Origin of the sequence: Aquimarina macrocephali (assembly GCF_051627225.1) — a bacterium.
Lineage (GTDB): Bacteria > Bacteroidota > Bacteroidia > Flavobacteriales > Flavobacteriaceae > Aquimarina > Aquimarina macrocephali.
Genome location: NZ_CP151795.1, coordinates 3,698,035 through 3,724,682, shown reverse-complemented (window position 1 = coordinate 3,724,682; position 26,648 = coordinate 3,698,035). Strand labels below are relative to the sequence as shown.

At 31.8% G+C, this 26,648-nt stretch carries 21 protein-coding genes; 15 read left to right on the top strand and 6 right to left on the bottom strand.

The window, feature by feature from the left end:
* Nucleotides 1–121: 121 nt before the first annotated feature.
* Nucleotides 122–1,549 (bottom strand): PLP-dependent aminotransferase family protein, encoded by a 1,428-nt coding sequence (locus AAFU52_RS16180; protein WP_438422625.1) that lies wholly within the window; start codon nucleotides 1,547–1,549, stop codon nucleotides 122–124.
* Between the two features lie 206 nt (nucleotides 1,550–1,755).
* On the opposite strand from AAFU52_RS16180, the gene AAFU52_RS16175 reads away from it, so the two are divergent.
* Genes AAFU52_RS16175 through AAFU52_RS16160 form a run of 4 tightly spaced genes read left to right on the top strand, consistent with a single transcriptional unit; the run spans nucleotide 1,756 to nucleotide 6,790 of the window.
* Entirely contained in the window at nucleotides 1,756–2,751 is a 996-nt protein-coding gene (locus tag AAFU52_RS16175; protein ID WP_438422624.1) for an NAD(P)H-dependent amine dehydrogenase family protein, read from the top strand.
* Nucleotides 2,752–2,794: 43 nt separating this feature from the next.
* A complete protein-coding gene (locus AAFU52_RS16170; protein ID WP_438422622.1) occupies nucleotides 2,795–3,676 on the top strand; it encodes an aminotransferase class IV in 882 nt (293 codons plus the stop codon).
* A gap of 60 nt (nucleotides 3,677–3,736) precedes the next feature.
* Nucleotides 3,737–4,879, top strand: a complete 1,143-nt coding sequence (locus tag AAFU52_RS16165) for a DmpA family aminopeptidase (protein WP_438422621.1) — start codon at nucleotides 3,737–3,739, stop codon at nucleotides 4,877–4,879.
* 48 nt (nucleotides 4,880–4,927) lie between these two features.
* A complete protein-coding gene (locus AAFU52_RS16160) occupies nucleotides 4,928–6,790 on the top strand; it encodes a M1 family metallopeptidase (RefSeq protein ID WP_438422620.1) in 1,863 nt (620 codons plus the stop codon).
* A gap of 226 nt (nucleotides 6,791–7,016) precedes the next feature.
* On the opposite strand, the gene AAFU52_RS16155 is transcribed toward AAFU52_RS16160, so the two are convergent.
* Nucleotides 7,017–9,203, bottom strand: a complete 2,187-nt coding sequence (locus tag AAFU52_RS16155; RefSeq protein ID WP_438422619.1) for an acylase — start codon at nucleotides 9,201–9,203, stop codon at nucleotides 7,017–7,019.
* Nucleotides 9,204–9,405: 202 nt separating this feature from the next.
* Between AAFU52_RS16155 and AAFU52_RS16150 the strand changes: the two genes are divergently transcribed.
* The 11 genes from AAFU52_RS16150 (at nucleotide 9,406) to AAFU52_RS16100 (ending at nucleotide 21,754) form a co-directional block, all read left to right on the top strand.
* A complete protein-coding gene (locus tag AAFU52_RS16150; RefSeq protein ID WP_438422618.1) occupies nucleotides 9,406–9,711 on the top strand; it encodes a hypothetical protein in 306 nt (101 codons plus the stop codon).
* A 391-nt stretch (nucleotides 9,712–10,102) separates the two neighbouring features.
* Entirely contained in the window at nucleotides 10,103–10,798 is a 696-nt protein-coding gene (locus AAFU52_RS16145) for an ABC transporter ATP-binding protein (RefSeq protein WP_024768628.1), read from the top strand.
* A 10-nt stretch (nucleotides 10,799–10,808) separates the two neighbouring features.
* A complete protein-coding gene (locus tag AAFU52_RS16140; protein WP_438422617.1) occupies nucleotides 10,809–13,310 on the top strand; it encodes a TonB-dependent siderophore receptor in 2,502 nt (833 codons plus the stop codon).
* A gap of 4 nt (nucleotides 13,311–13,314) precedes the next feature.
* Nucleotides 13,315–14,754 carry an ABC transporter permease gene (locus tag AAFU52_RS16135; RefSeq protein ID WP_438422616.1) on the top strand — a complete coding sequence of 480 codons (1,440 nt, stop codon included), beginning with the start codon at nucleotides 13,315–13,317 and terminating at the stop codon, nucleotides 14,752–14,754.
* A gap of 2 nt (nucleotides 14,755–14,756) precedes the next feature.
* The gene (locus tag AAFU52_RS16130) at nucleotides 14,757–16,097 is read left to right on the top strand and encodes a DUF3526 domain-containing protein (protein ID WP_024768630.1); all 1,341 of its coding nucleotides are present in this window, start codon (nucleotides 14,757–14,759) and stop codon (nucleotides 16,095–16,097) included.
* Nucleotides 16,098–16,354: 257 nt separating this feature from the next.
* The gene (locus AAFU52_RS16125; RefSeq protein ID WP_438422615.1) at nucleotides 16,355–16,849 is read left to right on the top strand and encodes an RNA polymerase sigma factor; all 495 of its coding nucleotides are present in this window, start codon (nucleotides 16,355–16,357) and stop codon (nucleotides 16,847–16,849) included.
* Nucleotide 16,850: 1 nt separating this feature from the next.
* Nucleotides 16,851–17,540 carry a hypothetical protein gene (locus tag AAFU52_RS16120; RefSeq protein WP_438422614.1) on the top strand — a complete coding sequence of 230 codons (690 nt, stop codon included), beginning with the start codon at nucleotides 16,851–16,853 and terminating at the stop codon, nucleotides 17,538–17,540.
* Nucleotides 17,541–17,722: 182 nt separating this feature from the next.
* Complete coding sequence (locus tag AAFU52_RS16115) at nucleotides 17,723–17,953, top strand: hypothetical protein (RefSeq protein ID WP_024768633.1); 231 nt, start codon at nucleotides 17,723–17,725, stop codon at nucleotides 17,951–17,953.
* Between the two features lie 142 nt (nucleotides 17,954–18,095).
* Nucleotides 18,096–19,196 (top strand): helix-turn-helix domain-containing protein, encoded by a 1,101-nt coding sequence (locus AAFU52_RS16110; protein WP_024768634.1) that lies wholly within the window; start codon nucleotides 18,096–18,098, stop codon nucleotides 19,194–19,196.
* 124 nt (nucleotides 19,197–19,320) lie between these two features.
* A complete protein-coding gene (locus AAFU52_RS16105; RefSeq protein WP_438422613.1) occupies nucleotides 19,321–20,868 on the top strand; it encodes an alpha/beta fold hydrolase in 1,548 nt (515 codons plus the stop codon).
* 310 nt (nucleotides 20,869–21,178) lie between these two features.
* Nucleotides 21,179–21,754, top strand: coding sequence for a Crp/Fnr family transcriptional regulator (locus AAFU52_RS16100; protein WP_024768636.1), 576 nt, complete (start codon nucleotides 21,179–21,181; stop codon nucleotides 21,752–21,754).
* A 42-nt stretch (nucleotides 21,755–21,796) separates the two neighbouring features.
* Here AAFU52_RS16100 and AAFU52_RS16095 read toward each other — a convergent pair whose 3' ends face one another.
* The 4 genes from AAFU52_RS16095 to AAFU52_RS16080 all read right to left on the bottom strand — a co-directional run bounded on the left by AAFU52_RS16095 (nucleotide 21,797) and on the right by AAFU52_RS16080 (nucleotide 26,605).
* Nucleotides 21,797–22,480 (bottom strand): LytR/AlgR family response regulator transcription factor, encoded by a 684-nt coding sequence (locus tag AAFU52_RS16095; RefSeq protein WP_051473659.1) that lies wholly within the window; start codon nucleotides 22,478–22,480, stop codon nucleotides 21,797–21,799.
* Entirely contained in the window at nucleotides 22,477–23,499 is a 1,023-nt protein-coding gene (locus AAFU52_RS16090) for a sensor histidine kinase (RefSeq protein ID WP_024768638.1), read from the bottom strand. The genes AAFU52_RS16095 and AAFU52_RS16090 overlap by 4 nt, the downstream gene beginning before the upstream one ends.
* Before the next feature lie 50 nt (nucleotides 23,500–23,549).
* Nucleotides 23,550–24,206 (bottom strand): hypothetical protein, encoded by a 657-nt coding sequence (locus AAFU52_RS16085; RefSeq protein ID WP_024768639.1) that lies wholly within the window; start codon nucleotides 24,204–24,206, stop codon nucleotides 23,550–23,552.
* 71 nt (nucleotides 24,207–24,277) lie between these two features.
* Nucleotides 24,278–26,605: an outer membrane beta-barrel family protein gene (locus tag AAFU52_RS16080; RefSeq protein WP_035090454.1), complete on the bottom strand. Its 2,328-nt coding sequence runs from the start codon at nucleotides 26,603–26,605 to the stop codon at nucleotides 24,278–24,280.
* Between the last annotated feature and the right edge of the window lie 43 nt (nucleotides 26,606–26,648).

The following is a 26,648-nucleotide window of genomic DNA, read 5'->3' as shown; positions in this document are numbered from 1 at the left end:
GGTTAGGTACTCTTTGTTTTTGATGAAGAATCAGAATTTTATGATAGAGGTATGTATCGTAGAAATAAACATTAATCAATACTATTTTAAATAGGATAAGATCAATATTGACGTATCTCTATTATAGTTTGTTTTTATCTCTCAATTCTTCAATCAATTGAGCCATTTTTTCTAATTTCTGTTTAATGACAGGTTGGCTTACCGAAGAGAAGCCCATAACCAATCCATTTTCTCCAGATTCGTTTAAAAAATACTTACTATAAGGAAACGCCACAATTTCATTTTCTCCCAAAAAGTTTGAAATTTCTAAATCATTTGTATGTTTTGGTAATTTTGCTATCAAATGCAACCCATTACTAATAGGATGAAGCTTTATGTCATTGCCGAAATGTTTTTCAAAACAATCTATAAAATATGATTTTCGTTCATTAGACACCTGTATTACTCTTCGCAAATGCTGACTTAAATAATCTTTTTCAATAAAATCAGATAACACTTTTTGAAACACAGGAGAAACAAATCGTAAAGATTGTTCATACATAGCTTTAATATCATCTATATATTTGGGAGGAACTATTAAATATCCTAATCGTATTGATGGATGTAAAAGTTTATTAAAAGTTCCTTGGTAAATAACTCTGTCTCCTTTATCTAAACCAAAAATAGAAGTAATTGGATTATCCCAGTTGCTAAATTCATGATCATAATCATCTTCGACAATTAAGCATTTTTTTTCATTAGCCCAATCTAAAAGCTCTAAGCGTCTTTTAAGACTCATTTGAACACCTGTCGGATATTGATTAGAAGGTGTTGTATAGATCAATTTGGGTTGTTTTAATTCGATATTTTTAACACTGTCTACAGACAAGCCTTCATCATCTATTTTTGCAGGAATAATCTTAGCATTTAAACTTTTAAATACTGCTATTGCATTGGCATACGTAGGATTTTCTATAATTACCTCATCTCCTTGATCTAAAAGTAAATCTCCTAAGATAGAAAGCGAATGTAAAGATCCGGTTACAATGATCACTTGCTTATAATCACATTGGATATTTCTGTAAATTTTTAAATAGTTAACTATATTCTGTCTTAAACTATCTAACCCAAGTGTATCCCGATATGATAAATCAGAAAATGTCACATCCTTCCAATAATTATTGGTCAAATTTTGCCATTGTCTTACAGGAAACACATCAAGTGGAGGTAATCCCGGTCTGAAAGCAACCCCTTTATACTCTCCTCGGTTCATTATACTCACATGCTTACTAAACAGCTTAGCTCTTTTAGAAATTTCAGGATAACCATTTAGTTCGCTACTTGAATTTGGACTATATTCTATCTTTTTTTCTTTTATTTCATTGACAAAATAACCCGAACCTTGTTTTGAACTAATATATTTTTCTAAGCAAAGTACTTCATAAGCTTTGATTACAGTAGTTCTTGATAATTTTAAATCTTGAGCTAATAATCTGGTTGGAGGTAACTTATACCCTTCTTCCAATTTTTTATTTACAATAGCTTTTGCTATAGAATTTGATAACTTCATATAGATACTTTGATCACCATCTTGATAATCAAAGCCATGAGAAAAAAGGATACTGTTTAACTTATTCTTCAAAATTGTTATACGTCAAAAATAAAAATTGGTATACTTCAAATAGTAAAGCATGTTATAATTTGCAAGGTAATAAATCATAACAATGATTTGATTACTGAATAAAAAATTAAGCAAATACGTATAAACGCAAATTTATGATCAATGTAATTCAAATAGGGCTGGGGCCTCTAGGTCAGCAGATTGGTAGATATATCGCTGATAAAAACAAAATACAAACTGTAGCTGCAGTTGATATTAACGAAGCGTTAATGAATCAGGATTTTGGACAACTCATTAACGGAAAAACGACTAATGTATCTATCAAAAATAGTATTAAAGATGCGCTTATCAATCTTCGGGAAAAACCAGATATTGCTATCTTAACAACAGTATCCAGTATACAAAAACTAGAATCACAAATAGAAAATATTGCTAAACATGGCATACCCATAGTATCAACTTGTGAAGAACTATCGTATCCCTGGGAAGAGAACCCAGAAGTAAGTGCTAAAATCGATACTATCTGTAAAAAATATAATATTGCCTGTTTAGGTACAGGAGTAAATCCTGGTTTTTTAATGGATTATCTTCCTTCTGTTTTAAGTTCGGTTTGTAAAGATATAGAGTCTATTACTGTAGAACGTATTCAGGATGCAACTCCCAGAAGAATCCCTTTTCAACAAAAAATAGGTGCAGGTCTTGATTTAAAAGCTTTTAAAGCAAAAGAACAAACGGGTACACTAAGACATGTAGGATTAAAAGAATCTGTTTATTTTTTAGCCGGAAGTATCGGTCTCAAGCTAGATAATGTTACTGAAGAATTAAATCCCGTTATTGCCGAAGATACTATAAGTATTACATCAATGGATATTAAGAAAGGTGATGCTCGCGGTGTAGAACAGATATCTCATGGATATGTAAACGGAATTTGTAAAATTAAAATGCATTTTAAAGCAGCTATCGGAGAATCTAGATCATATGATCGTGTTTCTATAAAGGGAGTACCGTCATTTACTTCAGAAATTGATACAGGTGTTAATGGTGACATTGCAACTTGTGCTATTACAATAAATAGTGCTAAAAGTATAATAAATGCGTCCCCAGGATTACATACGATGGCAACAATAGCGGTTCCTGGCTATATCAACTAGTACTACTTATTTTTGAATAAAAACTTTAACTCTAAATTCGAGAATGAACAATTTCCCAAAAAAAGTCTATTTAAATGGTAAAATAGTAGACTATAAAGATGCCAAAATATCTGTATTTGATAGAGGTTTTTTATTTGGTGATGGTATTTATGAAGTAATGCTTAAAATTAACGGAAGTTTTTTTTACGGAAAGGAACATCTCGACCGGCTCTCAAACTGCCTTCAAAAAATTAGGATAGATTTTGATATTTCAATTTTGCCGGATACGCTTATCAATGTACTTGAGGCTTCTAATTTAGAAAATGATGATGGTTTGATTTATATTCAGATAACCAGAGGAATGGCTCCAAGAAAGCATGCTTTTCCTGCTAATACCGAACCGACATTAATGATATATATGTTACCATTTGAGGTACCCGATATTAATAAGACCAATACCAAAATTATAACGATGCCAGATTATCGCTGGCATCGTTGTGATATAAAAATGACATCCTTATTAGGCAACGTAATGGCAAATGACAATGCTGTTAATCTGGGGTATCATGAGTCTGTTTTTGTTAGAGATGAACATGTGACAGAAGGTTCACACAGTAATATCTTTTTTGTAAAAGATACTATCGTTTATACACATCCTGCCAATGAATATATTCTTGATGGTATTACAAGACAAATTGTTATAGCACTATGTTCTGATTTAAACATAGTCGTTAAAGAAAAAGCGATATCAAAAAAGGATATTACTTTTATGGATGAAGCATTTTTAACCGGAACTACAACTCAAATTGCAGCTATTAAACAAATTGATGATCATTTTTTTTATAAGGATGATCAGATTGGGCCGGTTACCCAAAAATTGCAGAACGCTTTCTTATATTTAAAGAAGAAAAAATCACCGGAGCATTTTTATCCGACAGAAGAGTAATAAATCTTTGATTTGAAAAGTAAAATAAGCAAGTATTTCAAATTATTAATCTAAAGTATCATGATCAGACACGCTATTCTTTTTATAGTCCTTTTAAGTTTTTTTTCAAATTCTCATGCTCAAGACCAGCGAAAAAGAGCTAGAGATTTTGGTATTGAACCGGGTATTCTTACACCAGGTAAATGGAATGCTATCACAGACGTAAAAGGTGTTTCTGTTGGTCAAAAAACACTTATAGTTGGAGATTCAATCCGTACAGGTGTCACAGTAATTATGCCGCATCAAGGGAATATTTTTCAAGAAAAAGTACCTGCAGCAGTATTTGTAGGCAATGGATTTGGAAAAGCACTTGGTTTTACACAAATTGAAGAGCTGGGAAATCTAGAAACCCCAATAGCTTTAACCAATACGCTTAATGCTTTTCTTGTTGCTAACAACCTGATTGACTATACATTATCAATTCCTGAAAATGCCAAAATCAGATCTGTCAATCCAATAGTAGGTGAAACTAATGATGGTTGGCTTAATGATATTAGAGGGCGGCATGTAAAATACAAACATGTAATAGAAGCTATACATTCTGCTACAACTTCTAGTGTAGCCGAGGGAAATGTAGGTGCCGGAACGGGAACAAGATGTTTAGGTTTTAAAGGTGGTATCGGGACCTCTTCTCGCGTACTTCCTAAAGAAAAAGGAGGCTACACTATTGGAGTTCTTGTTCAAACCAATTTTGGAGGTATCTTAACTATAAATGGAGCCCCCGTGGGTGAGGAACTCAACAATTTTTATATGGCCAACGATGTTCCTTATGTAGTGGATGGATCATGTATGATTGTTATTGCTACCGATGCTCCTTTATCTGCCAGAAACTTAAAACGTTTGGCAAAACGTTCCTTTTTAGCTTTTGGAAAAGTAGGATCTTTTTCTTCTAATGGTAGTGGTGATTATAGTATTGCTTTTAGCACACATCCGCAACTACGTATTCCGTATAACACAAAAGACATAGAAAAAACCACCTCAGAAGTTTCCAACGACCGTATGTCTCCTCTTTTTTTGGCTGTAGTTGAAGCTACAGAAGAAGCCATTTATAATTCACTTTTTATGGCAACCGATATAAAAGGGCAAAAAGGAAGAACTATGAAAGCACTTCCTATAAAAAAAACCCTTAAAATAATGGATGCTTACAATGCTCGTAAAAAGTAGATATACGAATAAGTGACAAGTTTTAAATTCTTTAAATACACTTAAAAAATGTTTAGTAAAAAAATAGTATGCTATAGTTTGATGTTACTTATATCTTCTATTGGTATAAGCCAGGACTATCTTCCGGTAAGCAAAAACCTCTCTGAAGCCTTACAAAAAAAGTCTCGTACTACTAAAGGAATACCAGGAATAAAGTATTGGCAAAATAGTGCTTCATACGACATCACAGCAGAGATTGTTCCTAAAGAAAGAAAACTTATCGGTACAGAAATAATCAGTTATAAAAACAATAGTCCTGATTCTCTTTATCAACTTGTTTTTCATGTTTTTCAAAATTTATATAAGAAAGGAAGTCGTAGAGATCTACCCGTTCATCCAGATGATGTACATCAAGGAGTTTTGATCAAAAGCCTTAAAATAGATAATACATCCATCACAGAGTATACAATTGCTGATACACAATTAATAGTACAACTTACCAAGCCTATTCTTACTTCAGAATTGATTACTATAGAAATAGCATGGAGTTTTACGATCCCCGCAAAGAGTGATATACGCATGGGGGCTAAAGACGAAACCTCTTTTTTTCTAGGGCAATGGTATCCAAAAATTGCGGTATATGATGATATAAGTGGTTGGGATAGAAATATTCATACCGGAGGTCAAGAATTTTACTATGATTTGGGTAACTACAAATACAATATTAAAGTGCCTGATGGTTATATGGTTTGGGGTTCTGGATTGTTACAAAATGCTAAAAAAGTATTATCAAAAAACATATATGATAAATACATGCAAGCTCAAAAAAGTGATAGCGTTATTCCTATAGTAAGTACAGATGATTACACATCAGGAAAGGCAATAACGCAGGATAATACCTGGATATTTAAAGCGAATAATGTCTCGGATGTAGCTTTTGGGGTTAGCAATCACTTCCATTGGGATGCTACATCAATAAAGGATATTACTAGCAATACTATTTTTATAGAAGCTGTATATCCAGCTGAATCTCAAGATTTTACCGAAGTAGCTCTTTTGGCAAAAAAATCTATTCACTATTTCTCAACAGAATTACCATACCCATTTCCTTTTCCTGCAATGACCATATTTAATGGTACAAATGGAGCTAGTGGTATGGAGTATCCAATGATTGCAAATGATCCTACAGCAGATAACAGAGGCCGTACAGTTGATGTAACAGCTCATGAAATTGCACATAATTATTTTCCTTTTTATGTGTTGACAAATGAAACTGAATATGCCTGGATGGATGAAGCATTTGCAGCAATGATTCCTTATCAATATCAATTGAACAATGAGCCTACATTAAATCGTTTGACACGTTACGCTAAAAACATGAGTGCTTATGCCAATACAGAAAGAAATATAGCGTCTATTACCAAATCGACTATGTTAAAAGATAGGATATCATACTTCAATTTTTATATGAAACCTGCTGTAGGATTATATGTGTTGCAAGATATGTTAGGCAAAAAATTATTTAAAGAGTGTATAGCAGCTTATATAAATACATGGAAAGGAAAGCATCCCACTCCACAAGACTTTTTTTATAATGTAAACGAAACCTCTCATCAAAACCTGAATTGGTTTTGGAAAAAATGGTTTTTTGAAAATGGATATCCAGATTTAAGTATTCATCATGTTAAGGTGAAAAGCAATATGTATGAAATTACCATTAAAAAAATTGGGGATCTTCCTATTCCTATCGATCTTACTGTAATATTCAAAGATCAAACAGTACAAAACATTCATCGTTCAGCGGCTGTTTGGCAAAAAAAAGACAGTATCATTATTCCGATAAAAACAACTAAAAAAATTGAAAAGATATCTTTAGGCAACGCATATATCCCGGATACAAATCCAAAAAACAACATAACTATTATCGAATAAAATTATCTACACAAAAATAATAGTGTTGTTGCACGTTTTTTTCAAAACCAACTCCAGTTATAAGTTATACCATTTACACTTTGAATTTACTGTAAAAGAAAATCAGCTATTTTTTGTTTATGCAAACAAGAAAAGTTCAGCATAGCCATAGCTATGGTTAATTTTTATTTTGAAGCATAAGCGGAAAAGAGAATTTTATTGCGGTAAATTCAAAGTGTAAATGGTATTATTTGTCTTTACTTTTTTCACCAGGGTGATAAACGGTTTTGGCTTTTTTCTCTACATCCTCCCGATAATAAGCAACATCTTTAAAATTAACATCTACATACCGTTGTGCCTGATCATCAAAATGTGGTGAATTTGGATCTCCGCTTTGGCCGCCTGCCAGCATACTTTTGGCTTTTACTTTATCTCCAAATTCTACTACTGCTACAAAACTGTTACCTGATGTTCCGTATATTTTTTTAGTGCCATTATAAGACCTAGCTCCATACGAAGCTAAAGCTCCCCACCTACCTGAAGCCAACCCTACAGGCATACTTGGTTTTTGGTCATTAAAAGGTTGTTTGATATCTCCATTAAGTCGTTGATAACGGTTAATCTCTCCCCAGGGAATGTTCCAACTACCAAAATCATCTGTTAGTCTGGATACAGCTTCTTTAAAGATAGCGATGCGTTCTTCTATAGGTGATTCTGAACCAAAATAATTGATTCTTTCCATAAATTTTAACTGCTTGGGTGTGTTTCCCTTTCGTAAATAAATAGTACCATAGTAATGTGCTAATGACATAGCTACTGATTCTTTTGACACGGCAAAATCCCAATTTCTTAATATTTCAATAGGTTCTTTTAAAGATTTTTCTGGATTTGGAGATTGATCATATGCTGCTATTAATCCTGGAATCAATCCTTCAAAAGCTGGTAAATAGGGATCGTACGCTATTTCAATTAGCTTTTCTAATGTCAATCCATTTGCTTTTTTCAATAATCGTATGGCATGAATACCTCGAAAATTTTCACTATTTCTTGACATATACCGAGGGTAATCTTCAGTTTTAGGGCTGTATTCTGCAGCACTTGTAAAAGGCGTAGAATTACAATTTTGTATCCAACCGTTAGCTGGATTCAACAAAGTAATAGCTTCATCCACTGTATGCAATCCTTTCCAGTCGGTATCAGTATCACTTCCGTCTACCGGTTTTGTATAATCAAATTTTGTATTCCTTTTCGGGATAAAATTGCCATGATAATATGCAATATTTCCTTCGGCATCAGCATAGACGGTATTATTAGAAGAATTAGTGCGTATATCCATCATTTCTCTAAATTCTTTGTGATTGTCTAATTTGGTTCTGGTAAAAGATTGCGTTAAAGCTTTTACCGGATCCCACATCATGGCCGTTGCTACCCATTTATCATCCATCTTATGTGTAATTGGGCCATGATGTGTACGATACATTTCAAAATTCCGTTCCTTAACTTCCCCTCCTTCTTTGTATTTGAGTGCTACACCCAATGTTTCTACTGGTCGAAGTTCATCACCGTATTTATAGTGTAGTCCATCTTTATTTTTGGTTACGGTTTCAACAAAATCATCTATAATATCTGTATATGTAGAGGTATGCATCCACCCTGTCTTTTCATTAAATCCTTGATAAACGAAGAATTGTCCCCAAGTTACTGCGCCATATGCGTTTAAACCTTCTTCACTTACCACATGTACTTCTCCGCGAAAGAAAAATGATGTATGTGGATTAATGAGCAACATAGCATTACCAGAGGCTGTCAATTTTCCTGAAATGGCAAACCCATTAGAACCTCTGGGCTCATTATCAGCAAGACGTATGAGTCCGTCATTTACTTTACTGATTGAAAGTGATGGTTCTTGGTTGTCATAAAAAGTTTTGATTCCTTTTGTGGATACGCGTTCGATATCCCCCCCTATAGACCCTTCACTAAAATACATAGGCATCCAGGGTTCAAAATGTGTTAGCAATTTTGGTTTAACTTCGGGATGTGTATGCAGATAATAGTTAATACCATCTGCAAAAGCGATACAAAGTTTTTTTAACCATTCTGGGCTCTTCTCATAGTTTTCTATAGCTTCTTCTTTGGTCATAAACAATCTTGCTCTAAGGTCACTATAAAGTGCTTCTTCACCCTCAACCTCTGCCAGTCGACCGATAGCCCAAATATAATTTCTCTCCACACGATTAAAATCATCTTCGCATTGTGCATATAACAAACCAAATACAGCATCGGCATCTGTTTTTCCATAAATATGGGGAACCCCAAAATCATCACGAATAATCTCTGTATTAGTGCTATGATTTTCCCAACGGGATAATTCTGTTTCCGGTTGCTTAGTACATGCGGTAACAACAATGATTAGTATAAGATAAAAATATTTCACGAGTTTCTATAGTTTAATTGAATTTCTGAACTAATGTAAGGTTATAAATAGCCTTGTCTACGAAACTATCTAAGATTTTGTAAAGTATACCATACCAATTTTTAAAATCATATCATACCAATGTGGTATCATTTTTAACTATTCAAATAATTTAGAATTTCTTAACATTTTATCTACACATTATTTGTTACGTTTGTTTCTTATGAAAATTGGGGATTTAAAAAATTATATTACCTATATTTTTATTGTCATTTTTCTTTCTCTGAAAGTGGCAGGCTTGCATGTACTTACTCATAATGATGATGGTATAGAGCATTGTGAAGTTTGCGATCTCGTTTCTATAACCAATTTTACTCCGGCTGCTGTTAATGACACTAGCCAAAACTATGTAAGTAGTACTTTTGAGTTCTATACTCAAAAAAATGTAATAAGTCACTACAACTTCGTTTATAGTAGTGATGTAAATATTACAAATCAATTTTCGAGACCTCCTCCTTTTTTAGCATAGTTATTTTACTCTATTTTCATTTTTAACAATTAAACTCTTTCTTTTAAGTGATTACTCATCAGGTTTATGCTTGAGGTTTTTCTTTAATCAATGAGATAAAGCTACCTATAAATGCTAATTCTCATAGCTTTAAAAGATAATTAGGTTTATGTTTTCATAAGCTTTGACTTTCTTTTGTTACTCATGTTTTTAGGAGCTAAAACTTAACGATTTCCAATTTTAAGTACTCTAATTAGACTGTAATTGCATATAACCTTATGGTTATAAACATTTGGATATAAGGAATGGTTATTTTCTTATTTAAAATCTCAATTTAATTACTACCCTTAAGATTATACCTCTATTTATTAATACGGTCTCTTTTTAGAGATACAATAATACTTTAAACACAATGCTTAGAGCAAAAAACTTGTCAAAAACCTATAACGGAAAAAAAGCAGTAAACAATGTTTCTTTTCAAGTAGAACAAGGTTCTATATTCTGCCTCCTTGGTCAAAATGGGGCGGGAAAAACCACAACCATTAATTTATTTCTTGGTTTTATAAAACCCGATAGTGGGCAAATCTTAATCGGTAATGAAGAAATTAAATCCAACACTACAGCTATAAAGAAAAAAACAGCCTATATCCCAGAGACAGTTCAGCTATATGGAAACTTGTCAGGAATAGAAAATTTAGATTTTTTCAGTCGCTTGGCGGGGTATAAATACTCTCAAGAAAAATTACGCGAATTTTTGACTAAAGCTGGATTGCAAAAAGACGCACATCTCCAACGTTTATCTTCCTATTCTAAAGGGATGCGACAAAAAGTAGGTATTGCTATTGCTGTTGCAAAAAATGCTGATGTTATTTTTATGGATGAGCCTACATCTGGCCTTGATCCTAAAGCAACAGCAGAATTCACTACAACCTGTAAAGAACTTGTTAAAGAAGGTAAAACCATATTTATGGCCACTCATGATATATTCAACGCAGTACATGTAGGTACTACTATCGGAATCATGAAAGAAGGTTCTCTGGTTCAACAGATTAAAACAAGCGGCATCGATGCCAACCAATTAAACGAATTGTATTTAGAAACCATTTAAAAATTACCCCATGAAAAAATATATTTTAATTATTTTATTTGCTCTTATTTGTCTACAAAGTTTTGCTCAAATCAATATTAAAGGTAAAATTATTGACGACAAACAAAATAGTATTCTTGGTGCTACTATTTCTTTTACTACTGAAGAAAAAAAAGAAGGAACTATTTCTAATGAAAACGGAGAATTCAACTTTATTTTGCAAGAAACAGGAACTTATGAAGTTAAGATAAGTTATGTTGGTTTTTATGTGATCACCAAGACCTATGATTTTCTAGAAAATAAAGAATATGATCTCGGCACGATAACGCTAATAGAAGATGTACAACAACTTCAAACCGTAGAAGTAGTAGGGCGTACAAAACGAGATTACAATAGTGACTATTCGTTCTCTGCTACCAAAATAGCTATTGCAAATAAAGAATTACCGCAGGCTATTGCCTCTGTAACAAAGGAACTGATTGCCGATAGGCAAGCCTTTCACTTAGCAGATGCCGTTAAAGTAGTTAGTGGTGTTAGTCCATCTAGTTTTTATAATCAGTACAATATAAGAGGTATAAGCCAAAACGAAGAAGGGCAGATCATTAATGGTATGCGTACTCGGCAGTTTTATTTCTTACAGCCACTTACTTCTAACATTGAAAGAGTAGAAGTGATAAAAGGGCCTGCGAGTGCAACTTTTGCCAGTGTTGATCCCGGTGGAAGTATTAATATGGTTACTAAAAAACCTTTATCGGTAGATAGAAAAGAAGTGAGTTTGAGTGTGGGTAGTTTTAGTACTATGAGAGGGACTTTAGATTTTACAGGGCCACTTAACGAGTCAAAAACGTTGCTATACCGTATAAATGGAGCATACCAATCAGCGCAATCTTACCGTGATTTAGTAAGTAATAAATCAATCTTAATATCACCATCGTTCAGTTATATTCCTAACGAAAAAACCGCCATCAATGCAGAATTCATATTCAATAACATGAATGGCAATTTAGACCGTGGGCAACCTATTTTTGGTGCTGTAGCTGGCCAAACAAACCTTAACAGCACACCGATAAGTCTCAATTTAGGAGCCTCTAGCGATTTCTTCAAATCAAAGGAAGTAATTATTATGGGAAATATTTCTCATAAATTCAGTCCCAATATCACTTTCAATACCTCCTACATGAAACAAACCTGGACTGAAGATTTACAGGAGCATCGTACTACAAATGCATTTGCTGTAGATATTGCAAACGAGCCTATTCCCAGTTTGGTCTCTATGCGATTTGTACAACGAAAGCAGTTTTGGAGCATTGATAATGTAAACAGTTATTTCAATTTTGATTTCAAAACAGGGTCAATAGATCACAAATTATTGGTTGGATATGATTTGCACTACTGGAAAAAACTTAAAGGAGGTGGTCAAAACTCAGCAAGAGGTTATTTATTAAATGATGGTAGTGTCACCAGATCTTTTGATCCAGCAAATGCATCAGATTATCAAACCATTACTATTGGGGGGCTTACATTACCCAAGCCCAATGTTAATCATTTTGATTTGGCAAACCCATCATACACCATACAAAATATTCAAGATTACACCATCAACTCACGTATCGCAGTTCCTTCTGCATTAACCATGAGTAATGCCGTCTATATTCAGGAGCAGTTGAAATGGAACAAGTTCTCTTTATTATTGAGTTTAAGAAATGAGTGGTTTGAGGATATAACTCATTATAAGACGACCAATGAATCTTCTTTCACAAACCAAAGGCTTATTCCAAGAATCGGTATAACCTATGCTGTAAATAAGAATATTAACGTATACGGAACTTATTTAGAAGGTTTCCAACCTCAATCCAATACCGTTACCCTATTGCCTAGTACAGGTCAATTTTTCTGGGCTGATGAATCAGCTTCACGATTTAAGCCTTTGATTTCCGATTTAAAAGAAATAGGGATGAAAGCTGATTTGTTTAATAAAAAGATAACAATGAACATGGCTTTCTATGAAATTAATCAGAAAAACATTCTAATGAGTGCCAATGACCCTTCGCAACCTGATTTGTTAGTACAACGTGGAGCCGACCGTAGTAGAGGATTTGAATGGGATATAGCAGGCTACTTACTACCCAACTGGCAAATAAACGCTTCTTACAGTTATATCGATGCCGTTATCGTAACCGATGCTGATGTAACTTTGAACGGTGCCAGAAAAGAGAACGTACCAAAACATAGTGCAAATCTGTGGACACGTTACAATTTCGACAATGAGTCTATATTGAGAGATTTGGGCATTGGTTTTGGCGTACAACATCAAGGAAGTAAAGTCCCTTGGTTTACACGTGATTTTGAAGTGCCAGCATCTACCATTTTTGACGCAGCATTGTATTATAGTCCTACAAAAAGTAATCTACAGGTAGCTGTAAATGTGGGTAATTTATTCGATACAACCTATTGGCTGGGTGCACAAACATATACGCGTTTGTTTCCTGGAGCTCCTAGAAATATAACGCTTACAACAACTTATAAATTTTAAATCTATGAGAAGGTCAGTAATTATATTATTCGCCAAACAATTATGGCAAACCACTTTTAGATCCAAAGTATTACATGTTACTATGATTTTGGTGACTGTTTTAATTGCATTTGCAGCCTATAGCGGATGGGATAATTATAATACTCAAAACCGTATTCGTAATTTTTATCAGGAAGAAGCCAGACATAGTTGGGAGAGTAATCCAGATAAGCACCCGCATCGTATGGCACATTATGGATCTTTTGCTTTTCGTCTAAAACACAAACTAAGTTTGTTTGACTTTGGAATGGAAAACTATACAGGGAATGCTGTTTTTTTAGAAGCTCATAAACAAAATACCATAAATTTCTCAGAAGCAAGCCTATCTACAGGCTTGCTTCGCTTTGGAGAAGTAAGTTTGGCTATGTTGTTAAAAATCATTTTCCCATTACTCATTTTTTATTTAGGCTTTGGAGCTTTAGCTAGTGAAAGAGAAAATAACATCTTAAAAATAATGATCAATCAAGGGGCCACTTGGAGAGAAATATTTTTTGGTAAATTTCTTGGTTTAATGAGCCTTGCCATGTTTTTCTTTATCCCGGTAATTATCATCACTCTATTATTTATGGTTTTTGCAGAAGGCACTCCCATAACATCTTCTGAAATAACAAGATACTTTATACTAGTATTGAGTTATGTACTTTTTTTTGGTATCATTAGTAGTATAACCATTCTAGTTTCTGCCATAAGTAAAACTGCCAAAGATTCTTTAATAAAACTCTTAGGAATCTGGCTATTCTTTATCATTATCCTTCCCAAAACACTTCAAGCTTTTGGGCATTACCTTTATCCAACTCCTTCAAAAATAGAGTTCGAATCTATTGTAGAAAACGATTTGATAAAAGAAGGAGATAGTCACAATCCAGATGATATTCATTATAAAGCAATTAAAGATTCTGTACTTCTGGCAAATAATGTTGAATCTGTGGATCAATTACCTTTTAACTACGGAGGTTTTATCATGAGTCAAAGCGAAAAAATCAGTGCTTCAATTTACAATCAACATTTAAATAATTTACTGGCTACATATAAAAGTCAAAATGCCATCGAAAGGCTCTCTGCTTTACTTAATCCATATACAGCAATAAAACATATTTCTATGGCTTTTTCGGGAACTGATTTTGCATCCTATATTCATTTTCAGCACCAGGCAGAACGCTATCGTTATCAACTTGCACAAGAAATGAATTCGTTACAAATGAAACTCATTTCAAACAAAAAAACAGGTGCCTCTACTATTATAGATAAAAGTCATTGGGAAGCGTTTCCTGATTTCGAATATGATCATTTGTCCACCATATCTATTCTGAAAAACGAAGCTTTATCCATTTTCTCACTGATTCTTTGGAGTATGCTCTCTGTTATAATCGTAAGAAGTTTATCTAAAAAAACAAAAGTCATATAACTATGTATTCCATATTATTCAAATCGTTTATTCGAACCAAAATAGCAGCTATTTCTCTTGTGCTTCTTCTAGGGGTGGGTATAATAAGTATTTTCATCGGAAAACAATTTACCCAAAAGCAAGAAAAAGCAATTATTGAAGCCGAGTCATTTCAAGAAGAGAGTATTAAACGAAATGTAAAATATCATAATGATGATTTGGGTCTGTTACTTTATTATTTGCGTTTCTCTCTAGTCAAGAAGTCAAATAATTTAACAGGACTTTCTATTGGTCAACGAGATGTAAATCCATCGATATTAGCTGTGACCATACGAGGTCTTGAAGGGCAAAAGTATGATACCGATTTTGAGAATCCATCTCTTTTACTATCCGGAAATTTAGATCTTGGATTTGTAATCATTTACTTGTTTCCGTTACTACTTATCGCATTAACATTTAATTTGTATTCTGAAGAAAAAGAAGCTGAAACATGGCGATTGGTAACTGCTCAGACCTCCTCTCCTATTAAATTTTTATTTAAAAAGTTATCTATTAGAGTATTTTTTCTATACACAGTATTAGCTATACTTTTTTTATTGGCCATTATTATTTTACAACTACCAATTAACGAAGCTCTTCTGGCTTTTATAAGTGTTAGTATTTTGTATTTGGCATTTTGGACTTCTTTATGTTTTATTGTTATTTCTTACCGAAAAAATTCGAGTTTTAATGCGTTGACATTACTTTCATTATGGATACTACTTACCATATTACTTCCTGCCTCGGTAAACAATTATGTCATAAATAAATACCCTGTACCAGAAACACTAAAAACCATGGTAGAACAACGAGATGGGTATCATAAAAAATGGGATATGGCAAAAGAAGTTACTATGGATAAATTTTTTGCTCACTATCCACAGTATAAAAAATATCCTGTTCCCGAAGACAAATTTAGCTGGCTCTGGTATTATGGAATGCAACAGATGGGTGATGACGAATCTCTAGAATCCAGTAAAATAATGAAGGAGAAAATAAAACTACGAGAAAACGTAAGCCATGCAATATCCCTAGCAATACCTACGATGCATACTCAATTAACCTTTAATCAAATTGCGCGATCCGATTTAAATAACCATTTACTCTTTTTGGATCATTTAGATAAGTACCATGAAGAATTAAGACTATACTTCTATCCCAAAATATTCGAAAATTATCCAGTTAAAAATGAGAAATGGAAGAAATTTAAGCCCAAATATGCATCTATTTCCCACACCATTAATTGGGCTAATTCTATGCTTCCACTAGTACTAATTACAGTAATTATTTCATTAATAAGTTTTTTTAATTTGAGAAAAATCTAACAAAAGCATAGGTACAGCATATAAAATGTACTTCTATTCTTTTACATACCAGTATCTCTTCAAATATAAAGTTCAATCACAAATGTGATTGAACTTTATTATTTGTTTGCATTTTCTAAAATCTTAAATAAATAACCAATACCTTACTTATCTTAGTGAATATAAAAACCTAGCAATCAATTCAATTTTGACATAAAAATAAATTATCTGTGATTTTTTATAATTCCAAACGAATAATAAGGTAAACAACAGTTAATATGCTTTTGAATGAAGAAACATTTACTAAAACTTTAAGAAGCAATAAAGGCATTCTTTATAAAGTTGCAAATTCTTATTGTAAAAATATAGATGACAGAGAAGATCTTATTCAGGAGATAATCATACAATTATGGAAAGCATGGCCAAAATATGATGACACCTATAAAGTATCTACCTGGATGTATCGAATAGCTTTAAATGTTGCCATCTCTTTTTATCGTAAATCAAATTACCAAAGAAACAAATCTGATACATTCAATGAGGATTTAGTTTCTACATCGTATAAACAAAACCCAGAAAACTCAGAAAATATAGAACAACTCTATTATTTTATCGCACAATTAAGCGAATTGAACAAAGCTTTGATTCTTCTTTATTTAGAAAAATATAGCTATGAAGAAATTGGTCAAACCCTAGGTATATCTACTACCAATGTTGCTACCAAAATATCAAGGATAAAAAAACAGTTGAAAGAAAAATTTAATAAAAACTAAAATGAATTTAGATAATATACAAGAAGAATGGGGTGATCATTATAATACTTCAATTAACGACGAAAATTTAGTGATCCAATTATTTAAAGAATCTAAGTATAAAAAAATTGATTCTAATCTAAAACGAATGAAAGCACAAAGTGTTCTCTATATGGTTTTTAATCTATTGGTCATTATATATGCCTGGATTGTTTTGGTAATGAACTTTAAAAGTATTGGTATTTCTGTTTCTGCTGCACTACTAATATTACTATCCAAGATTGTATTTTATAAAAATGTAGCGCAACTAAATTCGATGTCCAAAATTAAGTATACAGAACCTATTGTAAAGCTTCAAAAAATTATTGAACGTCTTAAATTAAAAAGATTAAAACACAATCAGTTTATCTTCATTCTATCAAATATTTATTTCTGGTTACTTATGATTGTCTTTTTTTCTATGGATCCATTAGTTTTGATCCCAGAAATATGGAAAAAAGCGGCTATTGTTATTATTATACATGTAGGATTTTCTATATTGTGGTTTCCTCTATCATTCTGGATTTTGGGTAAATATGGTGCTCTAGCACAACGTTCTACTTTTTGGACTCGACTTGGTAAAAACTCTTTACTAACTGACGAATCAGCAAATTCTTCTTTAAATAGAACATTATCTTTTTTAGTTGAAATAAAGAATTTTGAAAAGCAATAACTACCGAATTTATAAAGTATCTCAGTTTTGTTTGTTAGTCCCAGTAAAACAACTATAAAATGACCCTATTTATAAAATAGATGTCTTACCTATAAGGGTTTTACCCAAATTGCGAATTTAAAAAACACAATCAAACTCTATAGCTGTGTGCTGAAAAATAACCTCATAAGAATAGACTACTAATGAATACATATTTTTTAATCGAAGGAACTTTATGCTTTCATTTAGGGATTGCCCATTCAATTCTTGGAGAATATTTGATTTTCAAAAACAAAAGAAGGAAAGGAAGTTTGATGCTATCAAAAAAAAGTTCTGAATTAGAAGAAAGAGATTTACGAATACTATGGGCAATTTGGCATTTGGCCTCAGTTTTCGGTTGGTGTATAGGGACAATATTAATAATTGGAAGATAATATATCTAAAAGAACATGATACTATATTACCTAAATCCCTATCCTGTCCATTATCACATCAATATATACCCATATTCTTAGAATACTTAAAAAAATAGAATATATTGTTTCTGTATTTTTGACTTTGCTTTAGTGATAAAAAATGATATACATAGCTGGTATTAGTATTGCTTTATTTATTTCTGCATTACTTCTTAATAAAAAGAATAAATCAAAATCAGATATGATTCTTTTGGGATGGATGATCCTGATCGCGGTTCATTTATATCTTTTTCATATTAATTTCACAGAGCACATTTATCAATCTCCTCACTTATTAGGGTTACATTTCCCCCTTCCTTTATTTCATGGCATATTTTTATATTACTACGTATCTGCTGTTACCAATCAATTTCCAAAAAAGAATTGGTGTGTTCTATTGCATTTAGCTCCAATTATTTTGTCTTACCTCTATTTGATTCCGTTTTTTCTCCTTTCGGGTGCGCAAAAAATAGAAGTGTTTGAAAATGAAGGTAAGGGTTATGAAACATTTATGGCTATAGGCATATCGCTAATTTATATATCGGGTATCATCTATGTACTATGGTCTAGTATTTTATTAAAAAGGCATAAAAAAAATATCCTGATACAGTTTTCTAATATAGAAGAGATTGATTTAAGATGGTTACAATTTTTGATATATGGCTTAGGTATAATATGGAGTATCCTGATTTTCACAAATAATGACATCTATATCTTCATGGGAGTTTCTGTTTTCGTAATTTTAATTGGTTTTTTTGGAATACAACAAAAAGATATTTTTAGCAGTCAAAATTTGGTATTAAAAAGAAATCAAAGAAGAATATCTAAAAAAGAAAGTAAAAAAACAAAATATATAAAATCTGGTCTTACCGATAAATTAGCCGAAGATACATACAAGAATCTAATGCAATTAATGACTGAGGAAGAGTATTACAAAGAAAATAACCTTTCATTGAATGATCTGGCTTCTAAACTAAACATACATCCTAATTATTTATCTGAGATAATTAATAAAAAGGAAGAAAGGAATTTTTATGATTTCATCAATGATTTTCGGGTAGAAGAATTTAAAAGGCTAATTAATATTCCAGAAAATCAACAATTCACATTATTAGCTCTAGCATATGATTGTGGATTCAATTCTAAGTCATCATTCAACCGGTATTTTAAAAAACATACCGGAAAAACACCTTCAGAATACCTCAAATCGGTCGTAAAATAGTTATAACGTACACCTTTCTTAAGTACCTTAAAGAAAAACAAGTGTCAGATTACAAGTTGAAGCGTGATACCGTTTTGATACCTATATGTTTGCCTTAAAAATTCAATTAAGCAAACTTTTGTAAATGAAAATCTATAACATTATCCAAACGATCATCATTGCGTTATTAAGTAGTATTCTTCTTTCTTCTTGTGCTTCTAAAATTCCGGTTTTTGTTAAAAGCAAGACTTTGAAAGAAGGTGATATTACAATAAAACGAGGGACATTTAAAAATAAGAATACTAAAAAATACCCAAAGAAAATTAAGGCCGATTACTTTTCATTAGCCGTCAAAGAAAATCGAAATAACCCCAATAGCCGTATCATTACTATACCAGTAATCAAATTACATTCTACAAGTAATAAACCAAAAGAACCCATTTTTTTATTGGCCGGAGGTCCAGGAGCTTCAAACCTATGGAAAAACCCAAGATTATGGTTACTTGATAATCATGATATAATTATGGTTGGATATCGCGGGGTTGATGGCTCTGTGCAACTTGATTCTGAAACATTTGAAAAAGCACTGATACATCATACAAAGGTCTTTTCTCCAGAACACCTAAAAAAATTAGGTCGTGTTTTAAAAAATCAATTAAAGCAGTATAAGAAAAACGGTGTTGATATTAATGGCTATACCATGATCGAAGTTATAGATGATATTGAACTTGCCAAAAACAAACTAGGCTATGACAAAATAAACCTATTTGGCGCTAGTTATGGAACACGATTAGCATATATATACGGATTAAGATACCCAAATAGCATTTATAGAAGTGCAATTGGAGGTATAAACCCTCCAGGGCATTTTGCCTGGGATCCACAAGAAATAGATAATGTTCTTGTTAAATATGGCGAATTGTGGAAAAAAAATCCTTCGAACCTTAAAAGATCACCCAACATAATTCGGACCATTCAAAATATATTTTCTGAGTTACCCGTAAAATGGAAAAAAATTAATATTGATCCAGGAAAAGTTAGGGTAGCCATGTTTAGTATGTTATACACAACAGCAGGAACAGCACAAGTATTTGATGCATTTATTGCTGCAGAAAGAGGAGATTTTAGTGGGTTAGCTTTTTTGGTTATGATGTATGATCTTCTACCTAATGTAAAAAAACTCTATTGGGGAGAATTTCTTGCAAAATCCATTACCGCTGATTACCAATCAGAAAGAAATTATACTACTGCAATGGATTCTAAAAGCAATTTACTTGGTGCCCCCCTATCAAAACTATTTGAAATAATCAATCACTCTGAATGGGATATACAAATGATCCCTAAACAATATAGAACATTCAAAACTTCAGATGTAACTACTTTACTAATCAATGGAAATCTGGATGTAAGTTCTCCCATAGAAAATGCAAAAGAATTAATTAACTATTTACCTAACGGCCATTTGGTCGTTATTACAGATAGTGGGCATCACGATTTTTATGAAAAACAAGAAGAAATCGTAAACACTATGATTAAGAAATTCTATTTAACAGGGCAGGTACATGACGAAAGAATTAAACATATTTCTGCAGATCTTGGAAAACCAAAACAAAGTCTACAGAAATTAGGGAAATCATTGTACACTTTAAAAAAATTAGGCCTGTTAAAAATAATCGTAAAATTATTCATGTAATGCTAACATTAATAATTTCTTGCCTTTTGTCAAGAAGAATTAACTAAAAATAAAATAAGTTTGAAATTGGTTCTAATCAAAGATTAATGATAAAATTATATTCATCGATCAAATAAAAACGGACAAGGAGTAAATAATTTATTTTGTACAATCTATTACACAAAAAGGATACAGATCGTATTTATAGGTATTGATATTCTTCCTGTATTTTATTTTTATAAGTGTTGATACAAGAAATGGAGTAACTTTATGGAATTTGTTGAAGGAAATTTAAATTGAAAACAATTATAATTATAAATGATTTTATAGCATGAACAGTTTAGTAGCATTTATACAACAAATTATTCCTATTACCGAAGCAAACGCTACAGATATTGCAAAATCTTTTGAATACAAAGAATTAAAAAAAGGAGAATTCATTGTTCAAGAAGGTAAAATTAGTGATGACTACTACTTTTTTGAAAAAGGCCTGTTACGAACGTATCTATATGATATTGAAGGTAATGAAGTTACTACTGATTTTTACACTTCAAATTCTGTTGTTTTTGAGGTTACTTCTTTTTTTCAAAGAGTACCTTCACAAGTAAATATACAGGCGATTACCGACTGTCAAGGATACCGATTTTCATACAAACAATTAAACACTCTTTTTCATAACAAACCAGCATTTAGGGATTTTGGAAGAGCTATCCTGGTTAAAGAATTTATTGCCTCAAAGAAAAGAACTATCTCAATGATAAATCAAACAGCAGAACAACGATACAAGGCTCTTTTACAATCAAATTCAGAAATTATTATGAATGCTCCCTTAAAATATATTGCTTCTTATTTAGGAATAACAGATAGTACTTTAAGTCGTATTAGGAAGGATTTTGCTAAAAGATAGGTATTGAATTCTTAAAACTGCTATCTTTTAAAAATAGTAGTATTACTTTATATATTTCATCTTTTTTAAGAATTCTTCTTTATATGTTTTTCCAACAGGGATTTTTTCATCTGCTATATACACCAAGTTTCCAGATACTTTATTTATTTTCTCAAAATTTACAATATAAGAACGATGAGTTCTTACAAAATTATAGTCATACAGTTTTTTTTCCCAATTGTGTAAACTGTCTAACAGTAAAATAGACTTTTCTTTAGTAATCACTTTTACATAATCTACCTCGGCTTTTAAATATAAAATATCATCAATAGTAATTTTATAAATCGTCTTGTCTGCATATAGAAAAAGCTGTTTATTGGTTTCGTTATTTGTAATCTTTATTTGATTTCTAACTCGGGTAATTGCTTTAAAAAAGCGTTCATAAGAAAATGGTTTTACCAGGTAATCCAATACATTTTCTTCAAAAGCATCTACTGCATAATCTGGATAAGCAGTGGTTACAATTACTTTTGGAGGATTGATAAGTGTTTTCAAAAATGATAAACCATTTAACTCTGGCAGTTGAATATCTAAAAACATAAAATCGACTTCTTTTAGTTTTTCTAATCTAATATCCAATCCGCTTTCATAAACTCCTAAACAGTTCACAAATGGGGTCTTTTCAATATAATTTTGCAACACCTCTTGTGCGCCGTGTTCATCTTCTATAATCAAACAATTTATCATAATGAGATAGTGAGTATTACTTTATACACATTATTTTCTTTCTTAATCTGCAATTGATATTTCTCTGGATATAATAACTGTAGTCTATTTTGAGTGTTTTTTATCCCAATACCACTTTCTTGCCAATTTGTATCAATCTCTGGTTTTTTGTTTTCATTATATGGATTTTCACAATAAAAAGAGAAGTGATCCTTTTCTAATACAGCTTTAATTATTATCTGATGGTTTTTACCTTTTAAAATACTAGTATACTTAAATGCATTTTCTACAAAAGGAATTAAGAGTAACGGAGCTATTTCTTTTTTAGAGTTATCAATATCATCAAAAAAAGTAGCTTTTATTTTGGTAGATAATCGCTCTTCCTGCAAGCTAATATAGTCTTTCACATGAGTGATTTCTTGAGACAAACTTACTTTTTCCTTTTGCCCTTCATGCAGTACATATCTAAAACTATTTGATAGCTTTAAAATCAAATCCGGAGTTTTTTCATCTTTTTTTAAGGCATTTGCATAAATATTATTTAACGTATTAAATAAGAAATGAGGATTTATTTGTGCTTTTAATGCGCTGAGTTCTGCTTGTTGTTTTTCTTGTTTTGTAGTATCTAGTTCAAGCTGTTTAGCATATAACTTTTTAATAGAATACAAAGCAAAAAAAGCCAAACTAAAGGAGAAATACGTCACCCAGCTAGAAACTACATATTTCCAGCGATGATCTTGATGATCTTTATGATCTTCTGTAAGGTGAAAAAGATTATCCGCATAATAGTGGATTAAAGCATTACTACTAAAAACAAACAGTACTAAAAAAATATACTTCTTCTTATTTTTTAAAGGAAAGAACCACAGATACATGATATATGTAGGTATCATATTGAATACCAATGTAACTAGCTCATGCATAAAACTCATAGGGTACCCTCCTTCTCTTCCCAGATACTTTATATATGGAAAAAAAAGTACCACTCCCCAAAAAAGCAGATGCAATACAGGTTCTGCTTTTTTTAGTTTTGAATACATAGAATTATTATTCACACGTTCTTTTATTAAACCTTACTAAGGTATTACTTTTATTGATGATAAATCATCAAATCCTTTATAGATGCTTTTGCTAGAATGGTTTCTTCTTGGGTGGTAGCACCACTTATTCTGAAAAGTATATGCCCTCCTAGAAGTGGATTATAATCTGTACGTTCGAAAATAATACTATCATTAAGAGAAAACCACACTTCATTTTCTTTTTTACCAATTTCTACACTAATCCATTGATTATCGTTCATTATATTTTCTTGTTTTCGGAGATGGAAATCTCGCTCCAAAGAAGAAATATTTTTGTAAAAGAATGGAGTATACCCGTGAGATTTATTATTAAATGTTACATTATAATGATTCATTTCTCTTCGCCATTCCCAAATATCTTCGGTATTAGCATTCTTTTCAGGTAACATTAATTGTATTGTTTCTGCGGTATCAGATGCAGAAAATAGTACAATTAGTACTGATGCTTTTGACAAAGCCTTTATTTTATATTGTACTATCATATCTCCCTGGTAGCTTTTAGGACTTACTAAAAAGAAGCCATCAGAGCTATCAATTTCTTCAAAAACAAATTCATGATCTTTAATCGAGGTTTTACCTTTTCCTATTGTTCTCCATTGAGAAAGTTCTTGAGAAGAGATTTTTTCTTCAACAAAATCATTTGGTTTACAACCGATTATCGTTAACATAAAAATCATTATTACCGTTGACATAAAAGAATTTATCTGCATTGCGTATAGTTTTTTACTTGTATTATTTTTTAATTGCTAGAATCGTTGTGTCTATATTCTCGCTCCTTTCTGTTTCTTGCTCTATCCTCATTTTTAAAGAGTGTATACTTAAGACTAAATAGAAATCCCAGTGTTTGTGATTGAAACTTCCAAACGGTACGTTGGCTAAATTCGGTAGTACGTGTATTTCGTTTCATTAAGTTATTGTCTAATACATCTATGACTCTTAAATTGGCTGTTAATTTATTATTCAAAAATTTTGCTCTTACCGCCCAATCAACTCTATGTCTTGGTTCTATATAATTAAAAGCATTTTGTCTCTTGGGTGTATGTCGATATGTTATATCTGTACTCACCTTTTTAGTGATTTTAAATGTATTTTTTAATTGTAGATTAGATGAGTATAATTCATCCCAGGTAACCAGATTGTTCTGATCTGTCATTGTGTAATAATAATTCCCGGTAAGTATGGTATTCCAATACTTAGTAAACTTATATTTTACAGTAGCTTCAATACCTAATGAATGATTTATTCCAATATTTTGAAATGAGATCACCTGTACATTATTATCTTCTATAGTATTTACCCAAAGAATAACATCTTTCCTGTAGCGATAAAATGTGGTAACAGACCAATTTAATTTTCTCTTATTATTTTGGTAGTTAAGTTCAATATTATCACTTGATTCTGGTCTTAATCCTGGGTTACCATCAAATCTAAAAAAAGGGTTCCCTAACTGAAAAGGATTAATATGATGCAAATTTGGCCTGGAGATTCGTTTACTATATCCTAAACCCAGTGTATTACCTTCGCTAAATGTATAGCCCATGTGTATCGATGGAAAAAGATTAGAAAAATGTAAATCTGTTGTTGATGAATTGAGTGTATTTTGAGATTTTGATGAGAAATATTCATATCGCAATCCAACTTGCCAATCTAATTTTTGAATACTAAATTTTGTAAGCCCGTAGATACCTAATAGTTCTTCTTCATAATCAAATGTGTTTAAAGTAGATATCTCATTATTTGGTCTAAAAAACTGTTGGTTTTTTGTATCACTTCTATTCCAGGATGCTCCTGTCTCTATTTTAATCTTTTCTGAAACAGGTAATGCGTAGTCTAATGATATGGCATGGATTTTATTATCTTCTTCTATTATTTGGTCAAACAAAAAAGCACTGTCTTCAAAATCAGAGGATGGATACTCATTTTTATTATCATTAAGATTATAGTCAATCTCTAAAAAATGCCCTTCCTTATTAAATCCTCTGCGATAATTAGCATTAAAAACAGAAGTAAAATGTGAATGTTCAGAGTTACGAGTATATGTAAAATCATCACGATCGGTCACATCAAAATATTGTGAATTATTATAAAAACTATGATAATCATCGGTATAATCAAATCCCAAAGAGAATTCATTATGTTCATCCACAAAAAAGTCTAATCCAATTATTCCTCTTTTTATTTTGCCATTAAAATCGTGAGGAGTAAAAATTCCCTGAGTATCGCCATTTATGAAAGATCGATTAATAGTTTGTTTACTATCCATTTCTCTTCCAGATTGCGAGACATTAAATCTAAAATTCATAAATGAGAGATTATAGTTTCCATCAATGCCATAACTATATCGTTTTGTTCCTAGTGCGCTATTGAGGTTAAGGTTGAACCCCTTATTTACATTTCTTTTTAAAACAACATTTATAACTCCTGATAATCCATCTGCTTGATATTTTGCTGATGGAGAAGTTATAATTTCTACAGTTTTTATAGAAGATGATGGGATTTGCTCTAATAACTCCACTGCGTCAAGGGAAGAAGGTTTTCCATTGATTAATAATTTCACATTATCACTACCTCTTAATGAAATATTACCAGTTCCCAAATCGGTTTGTATATCTGGGATTTGATCAAAAGCTTCGAGTGCTGTAGTGCCTGATTGTTGAAGATCTGCTCCTATATCAATAATTTTTCTATCAATTTTAAGCTGTGTGGTAGTTCGATCAGCTTCAATAACAATTTCTTCAAGAGTGCTTGCCATCGATTCTAATTGGATAGAAATATTCGTTGGATCGTCAACTTCAGAAAATTGAACCAAAGAAGTTTGATAACCAATAAAACTAACTTCAAAATAGGTAAATATCTTATCTGTTTCTAACAGAAATAGACCATCATCATTAGTCGAAATACCATCAACTAATTCTTTTTTATTATTATAAACTGCTACTGTAGCATAAGGGATAATCTCCTGGGTTATCTGATCTCTTACCGTTCCTTTCAATATTTTTATTTCCTGACCAATCATAATGGAGAATCCCATGAAAAAAAATAGTATAAAACTTACTGTTCGCATCATTTTTTTGAATTTGATATTTCAAAAGTGATACTCCTATCTTTTT

What these genes read in the sequence shown, in the direction of transcription:
- AAFU52_RS16180 (WP_438422625.1), bottom strand. Translation starts at nt 1,549, where the DNA reads ATGAAGTTATCAAATTCTATAGCAAAAGCTATTGTAAATAAAAAATTG.
- AAFU52_RS16175 (WP_438422624.1), top strand. Translation starts at nt 1,756, where the DNA reads ATGATCAATGTAATTCAAATAGGGCTGGGGCCTCTAGGTCAGCAGATT.
- AAFU52_RS16170 (WP_438422622.1), top strand. Translation starts at nt 2,795, where the DNA reads ATGAACAATTTCCCAAAAAAAGTCTATTTAAATGGTAAAATAGTAGAC.
- AAFU52_RS16165 (WP_438422621.1), top strand. Translation starts at nt 3,737, where the DNA reads ATGATCAGACACGCTATTCTTTTTATAGTCCTTTTAAGTTTTTTTTCA.
- AAFU52_RS16160 (WP_438422620.1), top strand. Translation starts at nt 4,928, where the DNA reads ATGTTTAGTAAAAAAATAGTATGCTATAGTTTGATGTTACTTATATCT.
- AAFU52_RS16150 (WP_438422618.1), top strand. Translation starts at nt 9,406, where the DNA reads ATGAAAATTGGGGATTTAAAAAATTATATTACCTATATTTTTATTGTC.
- AAFU52_RS16145 (WP_024768628.1), top strand. Translation starts at nt 10,103, where the DNA reads ATGCTTAGAGCAAAAAACTTGTCAAAAACCTATAACGGAAAAAAAGCA.
- AAFU52_RS16140 (WP_438422617.1), top strand. Translation starts at nt 10,809, where the DNA reads ATGAAAAAATATATTTTAATTATTTTATTTGCTCTTATTTGTCTACAA.
- AAFU52_RS16135 (WP_438422616.1), top strand. Translation starts at nt 13,315, where the DNA reads ATGAGAAGGTCAGTAATTATATTATTCGCCAAACAATTATGGCAAACC.
- AAFU52_RS16130 (WP_024768630.1), top strand. Translation starts at nt 14,757, where the DNA reads ATGTATTCCATATTATTCAAATCGTTTATTCGAACCAAAATAGCAGCT.
- AAFU52_RS16125 (WP_438422615.1), top strand. Translation starts at nt 16,355, where the DNA reads ATGCTTTTGAATGAAGAAACATTTACTAAAACTTTAAGAAGCAATAAA.
- AAFU52_RS16120 (WP_438422614.1), top strand. Translation starts at nt 16,851, where the DNA reads ATGAATTTAGATAATATACAAGAAGAATGGGGTGATCATTATAATACT.
- AAFU52_RS16115 (WP_024768633.1), top strand. Translation starts at nt 17,723, where the DNA reads ATGAATACATATTTTTTAATCGAAGGAACTTTATGCTTTCATTTAGGG.
- AAFU52_RS16110 (WP_024768634.1), top strand. Translation starts at nt 18,096, where the DNA reads ATGATATACATAGCTGGTATTAGTATTGCTTTATTTATTTCTGCATTA.
- AAFU52_RS16105 (WP_438422613.1), top strand. Translation starts at nt 19,321, where the DNA reads ATGAAAATCTATAACATTATCCAAACGATCATCATTGCGTTATTAAGT.
- AAFU52_RS16100 (WP_024768636.1), top strand. Translation starts at nt 21,179, where the DNA reads ATGAACAGTTTAGTAGCATTTATACAACAAATTATTCCTATTACCGAA.
- AAFU52_RS16095 (WP_051473659.1), bottom strand. Translation starts at nt 22,480, where the DNA reads ATGATAAATTGTTTGATTATAGAAGATGAACACGGCGCACAAGAGGTG.
- AAFU52_RS16090 (WP_024768638.1), bottom strand. Translation starts at nt 23,499, where the DNA reads ATGTATTCAAAACTAAAAAAAGCAGAACCTGTATTGCATCTGCTTTTT.
- AAFU52_RS16085 (WP_024768639.1), bottom strand. Translation starts at nt 24,206, where the DNA reads ATGTTAACGATAATCGGTTGTAAACCAAATGATTTTGTTGAAGAAAAA.
- AAFU52_RS16080 (WP_035090454.1), bottom strand. Translation starts at nt 26,605, where the DNA reads ATGATGCGAACAGTAAGTTTTATACTATTTTTTTTCATGGGATTCTCC.